At 70.1% G+C, this 21,597-nt stretch carries 23 protein-coding genes; 8 read left to right on the forward strand and 15 right to left on the reverse strand.

All coding sequences use genetic code 11. From position 1 onward, the window contains the following. Nucleotides 1–20: 20 nt before the first annotated feature. Genes R3F55_11835 through R3F55_11845 form a run of 3 tightly spaced genes read right to left on the reverse strand, consistent with a single transcriptional unit; the run spans nucleotide 21 to nucleotide 2,095 of the window. Nucleotides 21–170, reverse strand: coding sequence for a hypothetical protein (locus tag R3F55_11835; protein ID MEZ5668102.1), 150 nt, complete (start codon nucleotides 168–170; stop codon nucleotides 21–23). A 39-nt stretch (nucleotides 171–209) separates the two neighbouring features. Continuing rightward, on the reverse strand, nucleotides 210–1,472 hold the full coding sequence (locus tag R3F55_11840; protein MEZ5668103.1) for a DUF4178 domain-containing protein: 1,263 nt from the start codon (nucleotides 1,470–1,472) through the stop codon (nucleotides 210–212). After that, nucleotides 1,469–2,095, reverse strand: coding sequence for a DUF4178 domain-containing protein (locus tag R3F55_11845; protein MEZ5668104.1), 627 nt, complete (start codon nucleotides 2,093–2,095; stop codon nucleotides 1,469–1,471). Before R3F55_11845 ends, R3F55_11840 begins: the two co-directional genes overlap by 4 nt. Before the next feature lie 160 nt (nucleotides 2,096–2,255). Here R3F55_11845 and R3F55_11850 point away from each other — a divergent pair, with 160 nt between their 5' ends. The 6 genes from R3F55_11850 to R3F55_11875 all read left to right on the forward strand — a co-directional run bounded on the left by R3F55_11850 (nucleotide 2,256) and on the right by R3F55_11875 (nucleotide 7,995). Continuing rightward, complete coding sequence (locus R3F55_11850; protein ID MEZ5668105.1) at nucleotides 2,256–3,155, forward strand: phytanoyl-CoA dioxygenase family protein; 900 nt, start codon at nucleotides 2,256–2,258, stop codon at nucleotides 3,153–3,155. Nucleotides 3,156–3,365: 210 nt separating this feature from the next. Beyond that, nucleotides 3,366–4,763: a nitronate monooxygenase gene (locus R3F55_11855; GenBank protein ID MEZ5668106.1), complete on the forward strand. Its 1,398-nt coding sequence runs from the start codon at nucleotides 3,366–3,368 to the stop codon at nucleotides 4,761–4,763. A 77-nt stretch (nucleotides 4,764–4,840) separates the two neighbouring features. After that, nucleotides 4,841–5,308 carry a Fur family transcriptional regulator gene (locus R3F55_11860; protein ID MEZ5668107.1) on the forward strand — a complete coding sequence of 156 codons (468 nt, stop codon included), beginning with the start codon at nucleotides 4,841–4,843 and terminating at the stop codon, nucleotides 5,306–5,308. Between the two features lie 166 nt (nucleotides 5,309–5,474). Continuing rightward, the gene (locus R3F55_11865; protein MEZ5668108.1) at nucleotides 5,475–5,894 is read left to right on the forward strand and encodes a rubrerythrin family protein; all 420 of its coding nucleotides are present in this window, start codon (nucleotides 5,475–5,477) and stop codon (nucleotides 5,892–5,894) included. Between the two features lie 123 nt (nucleotides 5,895–6,017). After that, nucleotides 6,018–7,361, forward strand: coding sequence for a heterodisulfide reductase-related iron-sulfur binding cluster (locus R3F55_11870; GenBank protein MEZ5668109.1), 1,344 nt, complete (start codon nucleotides 6,018–6,020; stop codon nucleotides 7,359–7,361). Nucleotides 7,362–7,386: 25 nt separating this feature from the next. Continuing rightward, complete coding sequence (locus R3F55_11875; protein MEZ5668110.1) at nucleotides 7,387–7,995, forward strand: DUF3501 family protein; 609 nt, start codon at nucleotides 7,387–7,389, stop codon at nucleotides 7,993–7,995. A gap of 24 nt (nucleotides 7,996–8,019) precedes the next feature. Here the strand turns inward: R3F55_11875 and R3F55_11880 are convergent, their stop codons facing one another. The 6 genes from R3F55_11880 to R3F55_11905 all read right to left on the reverse strand — a co-directional run bounded on the left by R3F55_11880 (nucleotide 8,020) and on the right by R3F55_11905 (nucleotide 14,170). Next, a complete protein-coding gene (locus tag R3F55_11880) occupies nucleotides 8,020–8,661 on the reverse strand; it encodes a glutathione S-transferase (protein MEZ5668111.1) in 642 nt (213 codons plus the stop codon). Nucleotides 8,662–8,668: 7 nt separating this feature from the next. Next, entirely contained in the window at nucleotides 8,669–10,291 is a 1,623-nt protein-coding gene (locus R3F55_11885) for a Rieske 2Fe-2S domain-containing protein (protein MEZ5668112.1), read from the reverse strand. 14 nt (nucleotides 10,292–10,305) lie between these two features. Continuing rightward, nucleotides 10,306–11,157 carry an aromatic ring-hydroxylating dioxygenase subunit alpha gene (locus R3F55_11890; protein ID MEZ5668113.1) on the reverse strand — a complete coding sequence of 284 codons (852 nt, stop codon included), beginning with the start codon at nucleotides 11,155–11,157 and terminating at the stop codon, nucleotides 10,306–10,308. A gap of 61 nt (nucleotides 11,158–11,218) precedes the next feature. Beyond that, nucleotides 11,219–12,280: a BMP family ABC transporter substrate-binding protein gene (locus R3F55_11895; protein MEZ5668114.1), complete on the reverse strand. Its 1,062-nt coding sequence runs from the start codon at nucleotides 12,278–12,280 to the stop codon at nucleotides 11,219–11,221. A gap of 147 nt (nucleotides 12,281–12,427) precedes the next feature. Further along, on the reverse strand, nucleotides 12,428–13,492 hold the full coding sequence (locus R3F55_11900) for a BMP family ABC transporter substrate-binding protein (GenBank protein MEZ5668115.1): 1,065 nt from the start codon (nucleotides 13,490–13,492) through the stop codon (nucleotides 12,428–12,430). Nucleotides 13,493–13,609: 117 nt separating this feature from the next. Then, complete coding sequence (locus tag R3F55_11905; GenBank protein ID MEZ5668116.1) at nucleotides 13,610–14,170, reverse strand: SH3 domain-containing protein; 561 nt, start codon at nucleotides 14,168–14,170, stop codon at nucleotides 13,610–13,612. 200 nt (nucleotides 14,171–14,370) lie between these two features. On the opposite strand from R3F55_11905, the gene R3F55_11910 reads away from it, so the two are divergent. Together R3F55_11910 and R3F55_11915 are read left to right on the forward strand one after the other, a co-directional pair. Continuing rightward, nucleotides 14,371–15,357, forward strand: a complete 987-nt coding sequence (locus tag R3F55_11910; protein MEZ5668117.1) for a D-glycerate dehydrogenase — start codon at nucleotides 14,371–14,373, stop codon at nucleotides 15,355–15,357. 168 nt (nucleotides 15,358–15,525) lie between these two features. Continuing rightward, a complete protein-coding gene (locus R3F55_11915) occupies nucleotides 15,526–15,816 on the forward strand; it encodes a hypothetical protein (GenBank protein ID MEZ5668118.1) in 291 nt (96 codons plus the stop codon). Here the strand turns inward: R3F55_11915 and moeB are convergent. The 6 genes from moeB to R3F55_11945 all read right to left on the reverse strand — a co-directional run bounded on the left by moeB (nucleotide 15,797) and on the right by R3F55_11945 (nucleotide 21,583). Beyond that, nucleotides 15,797–16,591 (reverse strand): molybdopterin-synthase adenylyltransferase MoeB, encoded by a 795-nt coding sequence (moeB, locus tag R3F55_11920; GenBank protein MEZ5668119.1) that lies wholly within the window; start codon nucleotides 16,589–16,591, stop codon nucleotides 15,797–15,799. The two genes, R3F55_11915 and moeB, sit on opposite strands and share 20 nt — an antisense overlap. 19 nt (nucleotides 16,592–16,610) lie before the next feature. Next, nucleotides 16,611–17,594 (reverse strand): cysteine synthase A, encoded by a 984-nt coding sequence (gene cysK, locus R3F55_11925; GenBank protein ID MEZ5668120.1) that lies wholly within the window; start codon nucleotides 17,592–17,594, stop codon nucleotides 16,611–16,613. Nucleotides 17,595–17,705: 111 nt separating this feature from the next. Beyond that, entirely contained in the window at nucleotides 17,706–18,158 is a 453-nt protein-coding gene (locus R3F55_11930; GenBank protein MEZ5668121.1) for an Rrf2 family transcriptional regulator, read from the reverse strand. A gap of 39 nt (nucleotides 18,159–18,197) precedes the next feature. Continuing rightward, nucleotides 18,198–18,656, reverse strand: a complete 459-nt coding sequence (gene dut, locus R3F55_11935) for a dUTP diphosphatase (GenBank protein MEZ5668122.1) — start codon at nucleotides 18,654–18,656, stop codon at nucleotides 18,198–18,200. After that, a complete protein-coding gene (coaBC, locus tag R3F55_11940) occupies nucleotides 18,653–19,900 on the reverse strand; it encodes a bifunctional phosphopantothenoylcysteine decarboxylase/phosphopantothenate--cysteine ligase CoaBC (GenBank protein ID MEZ5668123.1) in 1,248 nt (415 codons plus the stop codon). Before coaBC ends, dut begins: the two co-directional genes overlap by 4 nt. A 249-nt stretch (nucleotides 19,901–20,149) precedes the next feature. Next, complete coding sequence (locus R3F55_11945) at nucleotides 20,150–21,583, reverse strand: AarF/UbiB family protein (protein ID MEZ5668124.1); 1,434 nt, start codon at nucleotides 21,581–21,583, stop codon at nucleotides 20,150–20,152. Nucleotides 21,584–21,597 lie beyond the last annotated feature (14 nt).

Consider the following 21,597-nt stretch of genomic DNA (forward strand, 5'->3'; position numbering starts at 1 on the left):
ACTCCCCTATTTTTTCGGTGCTATTTGATCGCGACGATGCCGCCGTTGCCGGCGCTGCCGCCGCGCACGCTGCGGTCGATGTCGAAGCTCTCGGCGCCGACGCCGTAGAACGTGGCCGCGCCGGCCCCGGCGGTCAGCACCCCGAACACCAGGATCATGATCTTCGTCATCCACGCACCTCCCGGCCGGACCGGCCCGATTGCCGCCGGTCAGTCATCGTCGTCGCCCATCACCGGCTTCCAGCGCTGCTTTTCGTACAGGAACGACAGCACCGGGTCGACCGCCGCCGCGATCAGCATCAGCACGAACAGCGCCAGGAAATAGCGGCTGACGAACACGTTCTCCGCGACCACCACGGTGACCGGGTGGTTCGCGGCCTCGCTCTCGGCCTCGACCAGCAAGACCTCCAGCTCGTACTCGCCGGCCTCGGGCACATGGAAGGTTGCGGTGGCCGCCTGCGAGCCTTCCGACCAGCTGCCGTCGCTGTCGGTGCCGGTGTAATACTCGATGTCGCGGCCCAGGCTGCCCAGCTCCACCTCCTCGCCGTCGCGATTGAGGCCGACCTCGTAATAGGCCCAGGTGTTGTTGACGCTGGCTTCCAGCGAGACCTGATAGAGATAGCCGGCGTCGGGCGCGTTGAACGGCACCACGGCGCCCGTGCGCGGGTCGTCGATGCGCATCCGCTGGATCTCGGTGCCGCCCACCGCCAGTGTGGCGAGCAGACCGACCAGGGCGATCGGCGCGAAGATGCGGCCGGCCCTGCCCATCGCCCTGATCAACGGCCGCGGCGGCTCCGGCTGGGCCGGGTGGATGCCGCTGCGCCAGGGCGAGATCACGGTATCGCCCGCCGCCTCGCTGACCTGGGTGGCGGTCAGGTATTCGCCGAAGGCATATTCCAGCTCGTTCGCGCTGCGCTCGTAGGCGAACAGATAGGGCGGCGCGATCGCCTCGGTGCTTTCGGTCTGGTCGCCCAGCCTGGCGACCCAGGTCAGCTCGCCCTCGACATAGCTGATCCGGGCCGTGCAGGTCTCGTAGACCTGGAAGCTCATGCCCATCGCCCGGATCGTCGTCTTCGGCCCCAGCCGGTCGGCGCGCGCCGGCTGCGGCACCTCGCGCACCCGGTAGCTCCAGACGAAATGGCCGTCCTCGAAGGTCAGCCAGCTGTAGCCGTGGGTCGGCGAGAAGAGCTGGTGGTCGACCCAGCGGTAGGTCTGCCCCTCCTCGCGCATCTGGCTCTCGACGATGCCGATCAGGGTATGCTCGACCCCCTTCAGCGTCAGCGTCATGCCGATGCGCAATGGCGTCTGCGGCCGTTTCAGGTCCTTGTACTGCGCCAGCACCTGATAGTCGGCGTGGGCGTCCATCACAGCGCCGCAATAGCTGCAGTTGACCGCACGCACCCGATGGCCGCCGTTCAGCTGCAGCGCGCCGCCGCAGCTGGTGCAGTTGATCGCGGCGACCCGGTCGCTCATGCCCGGCCCGCCGGCCGCGCGGCGATCGCATAGGGGTTCAGCCAGCGGCCGCGGGTCGCCGTGACCTCGGCACCCTCGGCCTCCAGCGTGACCAGCGCGCCATCGGCGCCGCTCAGGTGCCAATAGGCGAAGCGGTCGCCCGGCGCGATCGCCTCCGGTATCTCGCCGCGCACCGCCCGGCAGACCGCCTCGCCCGCCTCGGTGATCAGAAATTCGCCGGCATTGACGCGCACGGTGGCGCCGACGGCCAGCGCCGCCGGGTCCACCGGCCGGCTCAGCTCGAGCGGCTCCTCGATGGCGATGTCGCCCTCGTCGACGCTGATCCAGCAGGCGCCGTCCGCGGTCTCGGCCCACCATTCGTCCCAGAAGCCGTGGGCGTAGTCGAAGCGGATGTGGCCGACCGGGGTATAGGTCTTGCCCTGGTAGGCGAACGGCTCGTGCAGGGTCAGCAGCGAGGGCATGTCGGCCATCACGCCCTGCTTGCCGGCCAGCCGCACCACCGCGTCCTCCAGCATCACCATGCTGTCGCAGTGGTCGCAGGCGACCTGCTTGGCGTAGCGCAGCGACGCCTTCAGGGCGGCGCCGCAATTGGGGCAGTTGAACTGGCGGGTCGTCTCGGTCATGCGCCGAACCGTCGTTGCGTCGCGGCAGGCTAACCCAGGCGGCGCACGGGTGTCGACCGCGCGGTGGCCCTGGCGCGGGCTTGGCGGCGGCCGGCTTTCGTGGGAAAGTCCGGCCGGGCCGCGCACTGTCGCCGCGCCCGGTTCCTGGGGAGGATCCGCGATGCGTCTGTCACCCGAGCAGGTCGCCTTCTATCACGAGCAGGGCTACGTCATGCTCGAGCGAGTGCTGGGCGAATCGATCCTGGCGGAGATCCGCGGCACCATCGCCGCTCTGCTCGCCGGCGCCCAGGGCCTGACCGGCAATACCGAGGTCTACGACCTCGAAGACAGCCACCGGCCCGACCGGCCGCGGGTGCGGCGGATCAAGAAGCCGCATGTGCACAGCGCGGTGTTCGACCGCGTGGTGCGCCTGCCCGAGGTGCTGGGACCGGTGCGCCAGCTGCTCGGCCCCGACGTGCGGCTGCAGAACAGCAAGCTGAACCTGAAGTCCGCCGGTTACGGCGCGCCCGTCGAGTGGCACCAGGACTGGGCCTTCTACCCGGCCACCAACGACGACGTGCTGGCGATCGGCATCGTGCTCAACGACGTCGACGCGGAAAACGGTCCGCTGATGGTGGTGCCGGGCAGCCACCGCGGTCCCGTCTTCGACCACCACAGCAACGGCGTGTTCTGCGGCGCGATGGACCCCGAGGCCGCCGGGCTCGATCTCGCCAACGCGGTCAAGCTGATGGGTCCGGCGGGATCGATGTCGATCCACCACGCCCGGCTGGTGCACGGCTCCGACCTCAACCGCTCGGGCCGCGACCGCGGCCTGCTGCTCTACGAACTGGCGGCTGGCGATGCTTGGCCGCTGGCCGGTTCCCTCGCCGCCTACGGCAGCTACGACGCTTTCCAGGCCGAACTGATTTGCGGCACGCCGTCGAACCGGCCGCGGCTGGCCGACGTGCCGGTGCGGATTCCGGCGCCGCTGCCGGCCGACGCCACCTCGATATACCAGGCCCAGCGCAACGCGGCCCGGCGCCATTTCGCGGTGCTGGAGGACGAGCCGGCGGCCGGCTGAGCCGGCATTTGCCGTCGGTCGGGGCGCGGTCCGGCCGGGCGCGCGTTAACCATGTTTCAACCGACGCGGCGCCTAAGGTGCGACGGAACCGCGGCGCGCGCCGGCCGTTGCAGAGGCAACGCCGAAAAAAATATTCTGAACAGTGGTCATTCGGCATCGGGCGGACACACATAGTCCACGAGCGCAGTTTCTGAGGAAGGTTGCCTGTCCATGGTCGCTTTGCAGCCCATCCGCATGTCGGGCAAGGAAGTCCTGCCGCTGATCGAGGGCGGGAAGGGCATTTCCGTCTCGAACGGGCGGTCGTCCGGGGCCTGGGCCGCCGCCGGCGGCATCGGCACCTTCTCCGGCGTCAACGCCGACTCCTACGATGCCGATGGCAACCTGATCCCGCAGATCTATCGCGGCCGCACCCGGCGCGAGCGTCACCAGGAGCTGCTGTCCTATGCGATCGAGGGCGCCTGCGACCAGGCGCGGATCGCGCACGAATATGCCGGCGGCGAGGGCCGCATCCACATGAACATCCTGTGGGAGATGGCCGGCGCCGAGACCATCCTGCGCGCCGCGCTGGACCGCGTGGGCGACCTGGTCCACGGCGTGACCTGCGGCGCCGGCATGCCCTATCGGATGGCCGAGATCTGCGCGTCGCACGGCGTCTACTACTACCCGATCGTGTCCTCCGGCCGCGCCTTCCGCGCGCTGTGGAAGCGCGCCTATCACAAGTTCGGCGAATGGCTCGGCGGCGTGGTCTACGAGGACCCGTGGCTGGCCGGCGGCCACAACGGCCTGTCCAACGCCGAGGACCCTACCCAGCCGCAGCAGCCGTATGAGCGGGTGGTCGCGCTGCGGGCGCAGATGCGCGAGTTCGGTCTGCACGACACCCCGATCATCATGGCCGGCGGCGTCTGGTACCTGCGCGAGTGGGAGGACTGGATCGAAGACCCGGACGTGGCGCCGGTGGGGTTCCAGTTCGGCACCCGCCCGCTGTTGACCATGGAAAGCCCGATCTCCGACGCCTGGAAGCAGCGTTTGCTGACCCTGAAGGAAGGCGACGTGCTGCTGCACCGGTTCAGCCCGACCGGCTTCTATTCCTCGGCGGTGCGCAACCAGTTCCTGCAGAACCTGGTCGAGCGCAGCGACCGGCAGATCGCCTATACCAGCGAGCCGCTGGGCGACCACGACGCCGAGCTGGCGGTCGGCGCGCGCGGGCGCACAGTGTTCGTCACGGCGCATGACAAGACGCGGGCCGAGGCGTGGATGGCGGACGGCTTCGGCGAGGCGATGCGCACGCCGGATTCGACACTGATCTTCGTCACGCCGGACGAAGGCCACCAGATCCGCAAAGACCAGATCGAGTGCATGGGCTGCCTCAGCGCCTGCCAGTTTTCCAACTGGTCGCAGGACGAGCCCTATTCGACCGGCCGCAAGGCCGATCCGCGCTCGTTCTGCATCCAGAAGACGCTGCAGGAGATCAGCCACTCCGACCGGATCGAGGACCAGCTGATGTTCGCGGGGCACAACGCTTATCGTTTCGCCTCCGACCCGTTCTATTCGAACGGCTATATCCCGACGGTGCAGGAACTGGTCGCGCGGATCGCCACCGGCGACTGACCGGCCCCGCCGGCTCTTCCGTCGTTTACACGGTGAACGATTGCCTGCGGCAGCCGGCGGTCCTATCTTTGCCTGTCATGAGCAAGCATTCGAAACGGCAGGACGCCGCAGCCCGGGCCAATAGCGACCCGGCGCTGGTGGCGCGGCTGAAGGCGGCGGGGCTGCGCCCGACCCGCCAGCGCCTGGCGCTGGCCCAGTCGCTGTTCGGCAGCTGCGACCGCCACGTCACCGCCGAGCAGCTGCACGGCGAGGCGCGCGCCGCCGGCGCCCACATCTCGCTGGCGACGGTCTACAACACCCTGCACCAGTTCACCGCGGCCGGCCTGCTGCGCGAGGTGCTGGTCGAGCCCGGCCGGGTCTATTTCGATACCAACACCGGCGCACATCACCACTTCTACCACGAGGACAGCGGCGACATCGTCGACATCGCGGCCAACGAGGTCGCCTTCGCCCGGCTGCCGACGACGCCGGACGGGCGCGTGATCAGCGCCGTCGACGTTGTCATCCGGGTGCGTCCTAACCGCACGGGCGCGGCTGGCGGCTGACGCAGACCCCAGGCTTTCCGCCAGTCTGGCCAATTCGTCTCAGATTTGAATGGTTCTAAACTGTTGACAGCCCCGTCTGCCCGGCTCATATCTTGACCGTGCGCCTCACGTGCGTCGGAGGGCCGGCGTGCACACAAGGGCGCGAAAATTCGGGATGGAGACAGCGATGCCAGCATTGAAGGGGACCAAGACGGAACAGAACCTGAAGGACGCCTTTGCCGGCGAGTCCCAGGCCAACCGTCGCTACCTCTATTTCGCACAGAAGGCCGACGTCGAAGGCTACAACGATGTCGCCACCGTGTTCCGGTCGACCGCAGAGGGCGAGACCGGTCACGCCCATGGCCACCTCGAGTTCCTGCGCGAGGTCGGCGATCCGGCGACCGGCGAGCCGATCGGCACCACGGTGCAGAATCTGAAGGCCGCGGTGGCGGGCGAGACCCACGAATATACCGACATGTATCCGGGCATGGCGCGCTCGGCCCGCGAAGAAGGCTTCGACGAGATCGCCGACTGGTTCGAGACCCTGGCCAAGGCCGAGAAGTCGCATGCCGGCAGGTTCCAGAAGGCCCTGAACGACATTTCCTGATCCGACCGTCTGCGGCCGGGCCGGGGCGCCATCGGCGCCCGGCCCGTTCGCGGGCGGCTCCGGCATAGTCCAAGCATAGGCCCGCCCGCCCGTTTGCCCGGGCGGCGCCGGAAAGGTCATGCGATGCGCGAAGGCAGCCTGGAAGCGCCGATCCGCCACCCGATCGACTGGACCGACCCCGATTTCACCGATCCGGCCAAGCTCGACGCCGAGCTGCGCCGCGTGTTCGACATCTGCCACGGCTGCCGCCTGTGCTTCAACCTGTGCGACAGCTTTCCGCGGCTGTTCGACCTGATCGACGAATCGCCGACCGGCGAGCTCGACAGCGTCGACAGCGCCGGCTTCAAGCCGGTGGTCGAGGCCTGCACCCTCTGCGACATGTGCTTCATGAGCAAGTGTCCCTACGTGCCGCCGCACGAGTTCAACCTCGACTTCCCGCATCTGATGCTGCGCGCCCGCGCGGCGGAGCGGGCCCATGGCGGCGGCAACAAGTGGGAAGAGCGGCTGACCGAGACCGATCGCAACGGCAAGCTGGCCGGCATGGCGCCGGGCCTCGCCAACTGGGCGTCGAAGCGCGGCAACGGCCTGACCCGGCCGCTGATGGAAAAGGTCGCCGGGGTGCATCGCGACGCCGCGCTGCCGAAATACCACGGCAAGACGCTGGTCGCGCGCGCCAAGGCCAACCCGCCGGCGGTCAACGCCGCTGCGCCGGCCCACGGGCGCAAGGCCGTGCTCTATGCCACCTGCTTCTGCAACTACAACAACCCCGACATCGGCACCGCCGCCCAGGCCGTCCTCGCCCGCAACGGGATCGAGACCGAGGTGGTCTATCCCGCCTGCTGCGGCATGCCGCAGCTGGAGCACGGCGACATCGCCCGGGTGGCGGAGCGGGCCCGCCAGGTTTCCGCCGCACTGAACGCCTATGTGGATCGCGGCTACGACATCGTCGCGCTGGTGCCGTCCTGCGCGCTGATGCTGAAGTTCGAATGGCCGCTGATCCTGCCCGACGACGCCGGGGTCAAGAAGCTGTCACAGGCTACGTTCGACATCACCGAATATGTCGTCGATATCGCCAAGCGCCACGGGCTGGCCGACGGCATGCAGCCGCTGGACGGCGGCGTGTCGCTGCACATCGCCTGCCATGCGCGCGCCCAGAACATGGGCCAGAAGGCCGCCGAGATGCTGCGCCTGATCCCGTCCGCCGACCTGGAGGTGATCGAGCGATGCTCCGGCCACGGCGGGTCGTGGGGGGTGATGAAGGAGAATTTCGAGGTCGCGCTCAAGGTCGGGCGTCCGGTCGCGCGCAAGGCGCTGGAGGCGAAGAAGGCCCATCTGGCCTCGGAATGCCCGCTGGCCGGCGAGCATATCGTACAGGGCACCGAGCGGCTGGGCGACGACGGCAGGCCGGTGGTGCCGCATTCGCGCCATCCGATCGAGCTGATGGCCCAAGCCTACGGGCTGGCCTGATCGGGCGCGAGCGGAAGAGGAAGCGATGAGCAGGACAGAGATCACCCGCGACGACGTCATGCCGCTGGCCGCCTACGAGGCGGTGCGGGCGGAGCGCCGACGCGCCATGGCGGCCGTCAAGCGCAACCGCCGCGTCGAGGTCGGCCCGTTCGCCACCTTCTACTTCGAGTGCTTCGCGACGATGCTGCACCAGGTGCAGGAGATGCTGTTCATCGAGAAGGGCGGCGACGAGCAGCTGGCCGACGAACTCGCCGCCTACAACCCGCTGGTTCCCAAGGGCGACGAGCTCGTCGCCACCGTGATGTTCGAGATCGACGACAAGATCCGGCGCGAGAACGTGCTGGCGCGCCTCGGCGGCATCGAGAACCACATGCTGCTGACGGTCGGCGGCGAGCGGATCGCCTGCCTGCCGGAGGAGGACGTCGACCGCACCTCGGCCGCCGGCAAGGCAAGCGCGGTGCAATTCGTGCATTTCAAGTTCACGCCGGCGCAGATCGCGGCCTTCCGCCGCGCCGGCGCCCAGGTCGTGCTCGGCTTCGACCACCCGGACTATGGCCACATGGCCGTGGTGCCGGAAGCGGTGCGGGCGGAGCTTGCCGGCGATTTCGCTGCCGAACCGGCTTCGGCCGCCTGAGGGCGGCCGGCCCGGCGGCCGCGGTCAGCGGCCCGGGCTTGCCGGCAGCACGCCGGCCATCACGACGAATCCGGGAATGCGCTTGAATCGATCGGTCCAGCGGCGGATCGCCGGATAGTCCTGCCGCGCGATGCCGCCCTCCTCGGACAGGACGACATAGGGGAAGCAGGCGATGTCGGCGATCGTCGGGTGGTTGCCCGGTACCAGCCAGTCGTCGCCGGCGCGCTCGGCGAACCACAGATGCTCGTCGAGGATGCGGAACAGCCGGAGGGCGCCGGCGCGCGCCGCCTCGACGTCGAGGTCGTAGAAGAACCCCGCGTGCAGGCGCGCAGCGCCGGCCGTCGAAGAGATCGAATCGGCGAAAGCCAGCCACTGCGCCACCGGGCCGAGCCGTGCCGGCCGGTCCGCCGGCCACCAGCGCCGGCTGGCGTCGTAGCGCGCGGCGATGTGGATCAGGATCGCCTGGGCGTCGCGCACCACCACGCCGCCGTCGTCGATCACCGGCAGCTGGCCCAGCGGGTTGAGGGCCAGGAACTCGGGCGTCTTGTGCGCGCGGCCCGGGTAGAAATCGACCTTATGGGTGCGATAGTCGAGCCCGCAGAAATGCAGCAGCAGCCGCACCTTGTAACAGTTCCCGGACAGCTCGTAGTCGTAGAGTGTCAGCATCGGAGGGCTACAGGTCGAGCGTGAGCTGCGGCGTGCGCGAGCGGCTGACGCACAGTGCGATCCGGTCGCCCTTCGCCTTCTCCGCATCGGACAGATAGACGTCCTGGTGCTCGGGCTCGCCCGCGATCACGCCGCACAGGCAGGTGCCGCAGGCACCCTGCTCGCAGGACGACTCGACCGCGATCCCGGCGGCACGCACGGTCTCCAGGATGGTCCGGCCCGGGTCGACCGCCAGCGTGATGCCGCTGCGGGCGAGCACCACCTCGAACCGGGTCGACTTGTCGATTTCGGCGTCGTTGGCGAAATACTCGAAATGGACCTGGCTCTCGTCCCAGCCCGCCGCCTCGGCGATGCGCCTGCCGGCGTCAAGCATCGGCCGCGGCCCGCAGATGTAGACATGGCGGTCCTGGCCGGGCCGGGCGAGCAGCCCTGCGAGTGCCGCCTCGGTACCCGCCGCATCGAGGCCGAGATGGGTTTCGGCACGGAGCGCAGCCAGGTGTTGCGCCAGCGGCAGATGGGCGGCCGAACGGGCGAAGACGTGGAAGGCACAGCCGAGCCGCATGCGGGCCAGCGCCTTGGCCATCGCGACCAGCGGCGTCACGCCGATGCCGCCGGCGATCAGCAGGGTCTCGTCGGTGTCGCGGCGCAGGGTGAAGTTGTTGTGCGGCGCGGACGCGGTCAGCACGTCGCCGACGCCGATCCGCTCGTGCACGGTGCGGGAACCGCCGCGCCCGTCGGCCTCCAGCTTCACAGCCAGCGCATAGCCGGTGACGTCCTCCGGCCCGTTGGTCAGCGAGTACTGCCGGACCAGGCCGCCGGGCAGGTGCAGGTCGACATGGGCGCCCGGCTGGAAGGCCGGCAGGTCTGCACCGTCGACGGGCTCGAGCCGCAGCGCGACGATGCCCTCGCCGGCCGCATCCTTGGCCACGACCCGCATCGCCAGGCTGCGCGGCCGTGCCGGAGCCGGCGTCGCAACGGCGGCCGGGACCGATTCCGCCGCGACCGCGGCGCCGGCGGCCGCGGCTTCCAGTCGGTCGCGCAGCGCGGTCAGTCGGGCGATGGCCGCCCGCAACGCGCCGACCGCGTCGGCCGGCCGGGCGAGGAACACGCCGCGCACGGTGCATCGCCCGGCATCGACCGGCTGCACGAAGCAGCGGATTGTCGCGTCGAACCCGGCAAGCGCGGCTTCGACCGCCGCCGACGGCGCGTCGACCGCGATGCCGCGCAGGGCGAGTGCATCGTGCGGCACGCCGTCGAGGCGCGGCAGGTCGCCGTCGCCTGCGAAGGTGGTCCAGATCAGGCCGTGGCGCTCGACGGCCGGAAAGCGCCGCGCGCACAGCGTGGCCGAAGGCGCCTCGCCGGGATGGGAGGGCACGTAGGTGCAGCCGCCGCTGCGGCTGGCGAAGCGCCAGCCGTGATAGGCGCACTTCAGCTCGGCACCGTCGTTGCCGCCGATCGACAGCCTGACGCCGCGATGCGGGCAGCGGTTCTCCCACACATTGACGTGGCCGTCGTCGGCTCGCCATACCGCCAGCTCCTGGCCCAGCAGCTGGCCGTGGAACACATGGCGGAAAGGCAGGTCATGGCCGGCGCAGACCGGGTACCAGGTACCGGGGCCCGCGGCCCGCACGGGGCGTGTCGCCGTCATGCCGCGGCAGCGGGGATCACGCCGTAGCGCACGCCCCGCTCGGCAAGCCAGCGCCGGTAGGCGACCGAGGTGCGGTCGGAACGGAGCGGCGTTTCGGCCCGCGGGTCCAGTGGCAGCCGCTTCGGCAGCTGGTTCTCCAGGATCGGCTTGTCCTGGCCGAAAATGGTCTGCTGGAAGGCGCGGATGTCGGTGTCCGAGCTGACGTCGTCGATCACCGACATCAGCAGGTGGGCGCGCACCCGTTCCTCGCCGACAGGCTGGCCCAGCAGCGCCACGATGTCGTTGCGGGTCCGGTCCCGCCCCGACGTCTTGTACAGCACCGAGCAATAGGGGTGCGGCACGCGGTAGATGTACTCGGTCTTGGCCCCGCCCAGCGAATTGGCCGCCGCCTGCGGCTGCCAGAACTCGCAATCGACGGCCCGTACCTCCGCCGCGTCCGCCACGATGCGGTAGTCCAGAACCTCGGTGTGCGGCTCGACGCCGAGGATGTCGGTGTGGACGAACGGGAAGTGGCCCATGTCGAGAAAATTCTCGACCGCGCGCGGCGCCGACACGGCAACGCCGATGGTACCGGTGTGGACGTTGCGCCGGTCGGGCTCGTCCATCTCCGGGATGTCGAACAGCGGCTGCGGCTCAGCGCCGAGAACGGTCCACAGATAGCCGAACGCCAGCTGCGCCGGCAGGGCCGCGCCCGGTGACGCCGTGCGCCACACCCGCGGCGCACCGGCGTCGAGGCGGTATCCGAGCCGCTCGTCCAGCAACACGGTCTCGGCGCCGGCGGCGGGAATGTCTTCCACCGCCGCCAGCACGTGCCACAGGTTCAGGATCACCGGGTCGTTGCAGGGCATGGCCGTCGGCTCGTCGCGAGGGCCCGGCGGACGCTCGGCGTCCACCGGGCGCGCATGCGGGTCAGGGCAGCGTGTCGCCGACGCCCTGGACGTACCAGTCCATGCCGGCCAGCTCCTCGTTGGCTATCACCTCGCCGGCCGCGATCCTCTCCACGCCCTCCTGGTCGTAGATCGGCCCGGTGAACGGGTGGAAGCTGCCGTCGCCGATGCGGGTCACCAGGTCGGCGATGCCGGCCTTGACGTCGTCTGGCAGGTTGTCGTTGACCGCGGCCACGACGATCATGCCGTCGCCGATGCCGCCCCAGACGTCCTCGGACTGCCAGGTGCCGTCCATCACCGCCTGCACGGTGTCGATGTAGAAGCCACCCCATTCGTCGACCACCGAGAAAAGGTGAGCGTTCGGGCCGAACTGCGACATGTCAGATGCCTGCCCGACCGCGCGGATGCCGGCTTCCTCGGCCGCCTGCATCGCCGCCGGGCTGTCGGTGTGCTGGATGATCACGTCGGCGCCCTGGTTCATCAGCGCCTCGGCCGCCTCGCGCTCCTTGCCGGGATCGTACCAGGTGTTGACCCAGACCACCTTGAGCTCGGCGTCGGGGTTGACCGACTGCATGCCCAGCATGACCGAGTTGATGTCGCGGATCACTTCCGGGATCGGGAAGGATCCGATGTAGCCGACCACGCCGGTCTGGGTGACGCTGGCCGCGGTATAGCCGGAGACGTAGCGGCCCTCGTAGGTCAGCGACAGGTAGGTGCCCAGGTTGTCGGCCCGCTTGTAACCGGTGGCGTGCTCGAAGATCACGTCGGGGAACTGCTGCGCCACCGCGGCGGTGGGGTTCATGAAGCCGAACGACGTTGTGAAGATCAGCTTGTGGCCGCTCGCCGCCAGGTTGCGGATCACGCGTTCGGCGTCGGCGCCTTCGCTGACGTTCTCGACGAAGGTGGTCTCGACCGCATCGCCGAAGTGCTCCTGCACGGCCAGACGGCCCTGGTCGTGCTGGTAGGACCAGCCGAAGTCGCCGACCGGTCCGACATAGACGAAACCGACCTTCATCGGGTCGTCGGCCAGCGCGGTGCCGGCCAGCGCGGTGGCGAATGCCAGCCCGAGCGCGGTGCGAATCATGCTCTCCATCCGAGTCCCCCTCTGGGTGCGTGGCTCCGGCATCGTCCCCGCCCGATCGCGGCGGTGCCGGTTGCACGAGAATGTGCAACAAGCGCGCCAGCGATGCACCTGTTTCGTCACGCGGCGCGGCTGCAGCGCCCCTGTCCGCTAGGGCAGCGGCTGCTCGATCCCGCGGACGAACCAGTCCATCGCCGCCAGCTCGGCATCGCTCATCACGTGACCGGCCGCGACGCGTTCCGCCCCCCGCTGGTCGTACAGCGGACCGGTGAACGGATGGAAGCTGTCGTCCGCCATCGAGGCGACGATCGCCTCGGCCTCTGCGCGGACGTCGGCCGGTAAGGCCTCGTTGAGCCCGCGCACCGCCACCACGTCGTCGCTGATCCCGCCCCAGAAGTCCTGCGACTGCCAGGTGCCGTCCATCACGTCCTGGACGACGTCGACATAGAACGGCGCCCAATTGTTGATCACCGACAGCAGATGTGCATGCGGCCCGAACTGCGACATGTCCGAGGCATAGCCGATCGCGTGGACGCCGGCCTCTTCCGCTGCCTGCATCGGTGCCGCGCTGTCGGTATGCTGCATCAGCACGTCGACCCCCTGGGCGATCAGCGCATCGGCCGCCTCGCGTTCCTTGCCCGGGTCGAACCAGGTGTTGAGCCAGATGACCTGCAGCCGCGCGTCGGGGTTGGACGCCTGCAGCCCCAGCATCACCGCGTTGATGTCGCGGATCACCTCGGGGATCGGAAAGGACGCGATGTAGCCGACCAGGCCGGTCTCGGTGACGTGGCCGGCGACGAAGCCGGCGACATAGCGCCCCTCGTGGCTGGCCGCCATGTAGGTGCCCATGTTGGCGGCGCGTTTGTAGCCGGTGGCATGCTCGATCACCACGCCGGGATAGGCCTCGGCCACGGCGAGCGCGCCGTTCATGTAGCCGAACGAGGTGGCGAAGACGATGTCGTATCCGCCGGCGGCCAGGTTGCGGATCACGCGCTCGGAGTCGGCGCCGTCGGCCACGTTCTCGACATAGGTGGTCTCGACCGCGGCGCCGAAATGCGCCTCGACCGCCAGGCGGCCCTGTTCGTGCTGGTAGGTCCAGCCATGGTCGCTGATCGGCCCCAGATAGACGAAGCCGACCTTCAGCGGCTCGGCGGCGGCTGCCGCGGAGACGGAAACCGCCGCCGCCAGTGCTGCGGCGCTGCCCATGCGCTTCATTGCGAATCCCCCCTGGTCGGTCCGGCCGTCGGCTGCGCGCCATCGAGTCCGGCGGCGCTTCGGGCGGCAGCCCAATGCCACGGCCGCTCACGCGGCGGCGTGGCAATTGCCACGCGGTCAGTCGTTGCCGACCGCCTCGTCCGGATAGACGCCCCACACGGCGTCGCGTGTGACCCAGCCGTCGCGGCCGTCCGCCTCGACCTCGCACCAGTCGCCGTCGCACCGCACCAGGTTGGCGACCACGCCGGGCTCGGCCAGCGCCACCGCGGCGGCCGCGGGGTCGGGCGCGGCGCGCAAGGTGGCGGTCTGTCCGGTCACGATCACGCTGCGGCGGCTGGACAGCAGCGCCTGATAGATCCAGCCCTCGTCGCCGTCCCAGTCGCGGATGCGGCGCCAGTCCTGGTGCTCGGCGATGATCTCGACCGGCAGCGGCGCCTGGCGATAGACCCACAGGATCTCATGGTCGCGGCCGGGGCCGCGGCGGACATTGGCCGGGCTCGACTTGATCGACACGAAGCGCGGCACCGGCAGGTCGGAATCGGCATGGGCCGGCCGGTCGCGCAGGAAGGCGGCCAGCGCCAGCAGCAGCGCGAACAGGATCAGGATTCCGCCCTTGATCAGGCGCCGGCGAAACGGGACCGTCTGGTCGCTGGTCGGGTCGGGCGTCGGATCCGCCATCGTGCATGCCTGTCGCGGCGCCGCGGCGTCGCACGGCACCCGGCGGGCGGGCGGGTGTCGACTCGCGGACGGGGGTCGTCTGCGGTCCATCCATGTGCACCGCAGGCCGGACGGGGTCAACCGGCGCGAGCCGGCTGGACATCGCGGGAGCGGCTTGCTAACCGCTTGGCAGCAGCCGCGCCCGGAGCCAGCGCCAGCCGATGACGCATCGCAGCCTGAAGGTGCACGTCACCCGCAAACTGCCGGAGATCATCGAGACCCGGTTGATGGAGCTGTTCGACGCGCGGCTGAACGGCGACGACCATCCGCTCGCGCCGGCCGAACTCGCCGCGGCGATGGCGCAGGCCGAGGTGCTGGTGCCGACCGTCACCGACCGGATCGATGCCGCCGCGCTGGCCGCCGCCGGCCCCGACCTCAAGCTGATCGCCTCGTTCGGAACCGGCGTCGACCATATCGATCTGGCCGCGGCCAAGGCGCGCCGGATCACGGTCACCAACACGCCCGGCGTGCTGACCGACGATACCGCCGACATGACCATGGCGCTGATCCTGGCGGTGCCGCGGCGGCTGACCGAGGGCGAGCGGCTGATCCGCGCCGGCCAGTGGACCGGCTGGGGCCCGACGACGATGCTGGGCCGCCGCATCACCGGCAAACGGCTGGGCATCGTCGGCATGGGCCGGATCGGCCAGGCGGTGGCGCGGCGGGCACGCGGCTTCGGCCTCGCCATCCACTATCACAACCGCAACCGCGTTCATCCGGACACCGAGGCGGAGCTGGAGGCGACCTACTGGTCCAGCCTCGACCAGATGCTGGGGCATGTCGACATCGTCTCGGTCAACTGTCCGCGCACGCCGGCCACCTATCACCTGCTCAACGCGCGCCGGCTGGCGCTGCTGGCACCGCACGCCTATCTGGTCAACACCTCGCGCGGCGAGGTGATTGACGAGGACGCGCTGGTGGAGCGGCTGGCGGCCGGAGAGCTGGCCGGCGCCGGCCTCGACGTGTTCGAGCACGAACCGGCGGTCAACCCGCGGCTCCTGCAGCTGGGCAATGTGGTGCTGCTGCCGCACATGGGGTCGGCGACCATCGAGGGTCGGGTCGCCATGGGCGAGCGCGTCGTGCTCAACATCCAGAGCTTCGCCGACGGCCACACCCCGCCCGACCGGGTTCTCGCCACCGAGTTCTGACCGGCGAAGCCGATTGTCGCGGCGCGCCGGCGCGCCTAGACTGCGCGCAGAGGGGAGCGATCGCGGGGGGAAGCGATGGTCCGGACTTCGGGTCTTCGGCAAGGATGGCGGCTGCTGGCCGTAACGATCGGCGTCGCTTTCGCGCCGCCGGCATGGGCGACGGAGCCGTTGCCGGCGGACGACTTCGCCCACCCGTTCGTCAGGGTCGCGCCGCAAGGCCAGGTGATTCTCAATCCGCACCCGGATTTCGACGCACCGTCACCGTCGCGGCTGGCGCTGGAGGCGCTTGAACCGGCGGCCGGCGCCGATCCGACGCTGGGCCTCGACGGCACGGCGGTGGCCGGGGCGAAGGACTGCCCGGTCGGCGGCGGCTGGCAGGTGGTGGTGATCCGCGGCGGGCGCAGCCCCGACGTGGTGCGCGGCCCGACCGTCGCGGCGGTCACGCCGCCGGGCTGCTGACCGGTCCCGCTCCCGCGCCGGCGCACAGGCTGCACTGCGGGTCGCGGCCGGCGCGCATGGTCGTGAATGTCGGGCCGAGCGCGTCGTAGAGCAGTAGCCGGCCCGACAGATCGTCGCCCAGGCCGAGCAGCAGCTTCAGCGTCTCGACCGCCATGATGGTGCCGGCGACGCCGGCGACCGCGCCGAGGATGCCGGCCTGGTCGCAGCGCGGCACCAGGTCCGCCGGCGGCGGCGCCGGGAACAGGCAGCGATAGCACGGATGCGGCGGGCCGAGATGGGCCTGGAACAGGCCGACCTGGGCCTCGAACCGCAGCAACGCACCGGACACCAGCGGAATGCCAAGCCGGAAACAGGCGTCGTTGGCGGCATAGCGCGTCGCGAAATTGTCGCTGCCGTCCAGCACGACGTCGTGGCCCGCGAGCAGGTCGGCGGCGTTGTCCGCGGTCAGCCGGCGGCGGTCCTGGGCGACCGCGATGTCGGGGTTCACCGCCGCCAGGGTGGCGGCCGCGCTCTCGGTCTTCGGCCGGCCGACCATCGCCGTGGCGTGGATCACCTGCCGCTGCAGGTTCGACAATTCGACCGCATCGTCGTCGATCAGCGTCAGCCGGCCGATGCCGGCCGCAGCAAGATAGAGCGCCGCCGGCGCGCCGAGCCCGCCGGCGCCGATCAGGGCGACGCGCGCGCCGAGCAGGCGCGCCTGTCCCGCTTCGCCGACCTCGTCGAGAATCAGGTGGCGGGCGTAGCGCTCGAACTGGGCGTCGGTCAGCTCGACCATGCGCCGGACCGGCCGCGGCTCAGAAGCCGAGCCCCTCGAACAGGGCGGTGGAGAGATAGCGCTCGGCGAACGACGGGATCACCACTACGATCTGCTTGCCTGCCATGTCCGGCCGCTTGGCGACTTCCAGCCCGGCGACCAGCGCCGCGCCCGACGAGATGCCGACCGGCAGGCCTTCCAGCCTGGCGATGCGCCGGGCCATGGCAAAGGCGGATTCATTGGCGACCTGGACGATCTCGTCATAGACCGAGGTGTTGAGGATCTTCGGCACGAAGCCGGCGCCGATGCCCTGGATCTTGTGCGGTCCCGGCGCCCCGCCGGACAGCACCGGGCTGTCCTCCGGCTCCACCGCGACCACGCGCACCGAGGGCTTGCGGGCCTTCAGCACCTCGCCGACGCCGGTGATGGTGCCGCCGGTGCCGATGCCGCTGACCACGACGTCGACCTTGCCATCGGTGTCGGCCCAGATCTCCTCGGCGGTGGTGTGGCGGTGCACCTCCGGGTTGGCCGGGTTCTCGAACTGCTGCGGGATGACGGCGTCGGCCGTCGCGGCCAGCATCTCGTTCGCCTTGTCGATGGCGCCGCGCATGCCCTTGGCGCCCTCGGTCAGCACCAGCTCGGCGCCGAGCAGCGCCAGCATCTTGCGCCGCTCGATCGACATCGTCTCGGGCATTACCAGGATCAGTTTGTAGCCGCGCGCGGCGGCGACGAAGGCCAGAGCGATGCCGGTGTTGCCGCTGGTCGGCTCGATCAGGGTGGTCCTGCCCGGCGCGATCCGGCCCGCCTTCTCCATGGCGTCGATCATCGCCAGGCCGATGCGGTCCTTGACCGAGGCCAGCGGGTTGAAGAACTCCAGCTTGGCGAGCAGGTCGGACTTCAGCGATTCGGCCGCGGCCAGCCGCGGCAGGCGCACCAGCGGCGTGCCGCCGATCGTTGCCAGGAAACTGTCGTAGATCCGGCCGCGCGGCGCGGCGAAATGGCTGGCAATATCGGCTGGTGCCATCGTCGTCTCCTCCTGCGAATATGCGCGACACACCATAGCAAATGTTTGCCGGGGGTCGAGCAGGCAAGCAGGCGGTCGCCGACGGCGCGGCCGGGCCGCGCCGTCGGCGGCTCAGATGGCGTAGTCGGCGACCTGCGCGTTGCTGGCGACGCCGCTGGTGCGGGCCTGGGCGCAGAGGTCCTCGATCGTGATCTCGTCGAGCTCGCCCAGCAGCGCGTCCTGCATCTTTTCCCAAAGCGGGATGATGACGTTCTGCGACATCGGCGAATGCTCGCCCTGGCCGAACCCGACATCGCCGTCGTCGATGTCGGCGAGGACGCGCGTGATCTCGCCGAGCGTGATGCGGCGACGCTCGCGCGCGAGGCGATAGCCGCCGCGCGGACCGCGCACGCCGACCAGGATCTTGGCACGGACCAGGCGCTGCAGCACCTGTTCCAGATAGCGGCGCGGGATGCCCTGCCGCTCGGTCAGTTCGGCGCTCTGGACCGGATTGGGGCCGGCGCGCAGGGCGATGTCGACCACGGCTTCATAGGCACAGAGCAGCTTGCGGGGAGTCTTCAACATGGCTGGGTTAACCGGTTCACCAAATGGTACACAAAAAGGTCATATACGGTCGCCAGTGGATCCGAATCCGCCGGTGCTGCGACCGCTGGCGGGCAGCGCTTCGACGCGCTGCCACTGCAGCCGGCTGACCGGGGCCACCACCATCTGAGCGATGCGCATGCCCCGGGAGACGACGAACGGCTCGGTTCCCGCATTGAACAGGATCACCGCGACCTCGCCGCGATAGTCGGCGTCGATCGTGCCGGGGCTGTTCAACACGGTGATGCCGTGCTTGAGGGCCAGGCCCGAGCGGGGCCTGACCTGGGCCTCGTGGTCGGCGGGCAGCGCGATGGTCAGCCCGGTGGGCACCAGCGCGCGCGCGCCGGGCGCCAGAGTGACCGGCTCGGCGACCGCCGCCGTCAGGTCGACGCCAGCGCTGCCGTCGGTCGCATAGGCGGGCAACGGCAGGTCGCGGGCATGGTCGAGCTGGACCACCGCGATGGCCGCGGGCGCGCTCATGCGCCGCTCCCCGCCGCGAAGTGCCTGGCGATCCGATGGGCCAGCGCGGCCGCAACGGCGGCCTTGTCCATCTCCGGCCACACCTCCGGCGTGCCGCCGTCGATGACGGTGACCCGGTTGCGGCGTCCGCCGAAGGTGCCGCTCGCCGGCGACACGTCGTTGGCCAGAATCCAGTCGCACCCCTTCGAGGCCCATTTACGGTTGGCGTTTGTGCTTAGGTCTACGGTCTCGGCCGCGAATCCGATCACCAGGTCGGGACGTTTTTTTTTCAAGCGGCTGATCTCGGCCAGAATATCGGGATTCGTCGTTAGCTGGATCGTCGGTGTCGTGCCGTCGTTCTTCTTTATCTTTTGTTCAGCTATTGCATCCGGCCGCCAGTCGGCGACGGCGGCCGCCATCACGGCGACATCGCAGGGCAGGGCCCTGCGGCTGGCATCGCGCATCTCCACCGCGGTCTCGACGGCCACGGTGTGCACGCCGAGCGGCGGCGACAGCGCGGTCGGGCCGCTGACCAGCGTGACCTCGGCACCCAGCCCCGCCAGCGCGGCGGCGATTGCGTGGCCCTGCCGTCCGGACGAGCGGTTGGCGAGATAGCGCACCGGATCGAGCGGCTCATGGGTCGGACCGCTGGTCACCAGCGCCCGGCGCCCGCGCAGCGTGTCGCGCGCGACCGACCACGGGTCGCCGGTCTTCGCCGGGAACAGGTGCAGGAACATGGCTACCGCATCGGCGATGTCGCTCGGCTCGGCCATCCGGCCGGGACCGAACTCGCCGCACGCCATCTCGCCGTCGACCGGCCCGGCGAAGCGCACCCCGCGCCCCTTCAGCGCGGCCACGTTGGCCTGGGTGGCGGGATGCTGCCACATCCGCACGTTCATGGCCGGCGCCGCCATCACCGGGGCGTCGGTGGCCAGCAGCAGGGTGGAGGCGAGGTCGTCGGCCAGGCCGGCGGCCATCTTGGCGAGCAGGTCGGCGGTGGCCGGCACCACCAGGATCAGGTCGGCCGCGCGGGAGAGCTCGATATGGCCCATCTCCGCCTCGTCGCCGAGGTCGAACAGGGGCAGGAACGCCTTCTCGCCGCTCAGCGCCGAAGCCGACAGCGGCGTCACGAACTCGCAGGCCGCCTGCGTCAGCACGACGCGGACCCCGATGTCCGCCCGGCGCAGCAGCCTGATCGTCTCCAGCGCCTTGTAGGCGGCGACACCTCCGCCAATAATCACTAGCACGCGGCGATCCGCAGCCATGCCCGCTCCGTCAGCGTCGCGCCCGGCCATCGATGGACGCCGCGTGTCGAAATACCACAGTATGCACCAATAATAGGTGAATCATGGCAAACGCGCCATGTGAAACGCTGTGGAATTCGCGCTTATTGCATGGAAATCAGCGCAACGACAACCGCAATGACACTAAGCGCGGTGGCCGCGCCGAGCAGGAAGGGAACCAGCCAGCGCATCCGCTGTCCGGCCGAGGCGGACGCCAGCGCCCGCACGGTCTCAGGGTGGAGCCGCAGGCCGCTGGCGGCGGTGTCGTCGACCAGCGAGGCGGCGCTGCCGATCAGCCGCGGCACCGCGCGGGCCGCATCCAGCGCATCGCGCAGGGCCTCGGCGGCCCGCGCCTCGGGCCCGAAAGCGTCGCGCATCCAGCCCTCGATCAGCGGTCTGGCCATCTCCCAGATGTTGACCTGGCGGTTCAGCGCCAGACCCATGCCCTCGGCCATCAGCATGGTCTTCTGCAGCAGCAGCAGCTGCGGCTGCACCTCCATGCGGAAGGTGCGGGCGACCTGGAACAGCTGGCCGAGCACGCGGGCGAGCGAGATCTCGGGTCGGCTTGCCGAAGATCGGCGCGCCGATCGAGCGGCAGGCCTGGGCGAACAGCTCGACGTCGGCGTCGGGCGGCACGTAGCCGGCCCGCCATTGCACCTCCGCGACGCCGTAGTAGTCGGCCCGCAGGAAGGCGACCAGCAGCTCGGCGAGGTAGACCCGGTCCTTGCGGGCCAGCCGGCCCATGATGCCGAAGTCGATCGGCACGACGGTGCCGTCGGCGGTGACGAAGGCGTTGCCGCCGTGCATGTCGGCATGGAAGAAGCCGTCGCGGAACACCTGGAAGAAGAAGCTCTCGGCGGATTTCTGCAGCACCGCGCTGGGGTCGTGGCCGGCGGCGATCAGCGCCTCGCGATCGTCGATGCGCACGCCCATCACCCGCTCCATGGTCAGCACCCGGCGCGCGGTCCGGTCCCAGTCGACCCGCGGCGTGCGATAGCCAGGGTCGTCCTTGAAGTTCATGCCCAGCTCATCGGCGGCGGCGGCCTCCATCCGCAGGTCCATCTCGATCTTGACCGTGGCCTCGAAGGTGCGCGCGACCTCCAGCGGTTTCAGCCGCCGCAGTCGCGGCTGGGTCCGTTCCACCAGCTCGGCGATCCAGAACATCAGGTCGAGGTCCCGCGCGATCTCGCGCTCCACCGTCGGCCGCAGCACCTTGACCGCGACCGGCTCGCCGTCAGTGGTCTCGGCGAAGTGGACCTGGGCGATCGATGCGGCGGCGACCGGTACGTCGTCGAAGCGGCGGAACACCTCGTCCACCGGCCGGCCGAGCTCGCGGGCGACGATGGCCCGCGCGACCGTGCCCGGAAAGGCGGGCAGCCGGTCCTGCAGCTGGATCAGGTCGGCGGCGATGTCCTCGCCGATCAGGTCGGAGCGCACCGACAGCGCCTGGCCCAGCTTGATGAACGAGGGTCCCAGCGTCTGGCAGGCCAGCGCCAGCCGCTCGCCGGGCCGGCCGCGGACGCTGCGGCTGGCGAACAGCTTGCGGGCGACCCAGACCAGGCCGGGCGCGATGCCCAGCTGCTCCAGCGGGAACAGCGCGTCGTGCCGGGCCAGCGTGCCGGCGATGCGCAGAAGGCGGAAGACGTTGCGGGTCGTCCGGAACATCAGCGGCCGTCGCG

The sequence above is a fragment of the Alphaproteobacteria bacterium genome (genome assembly GCA_041396705.1).
Lineage (GTDB): Bacteria > Pseudomonadota > Alphaproteobacteria > CALKHQ01 > CALKHQ01 > CALKHQ01.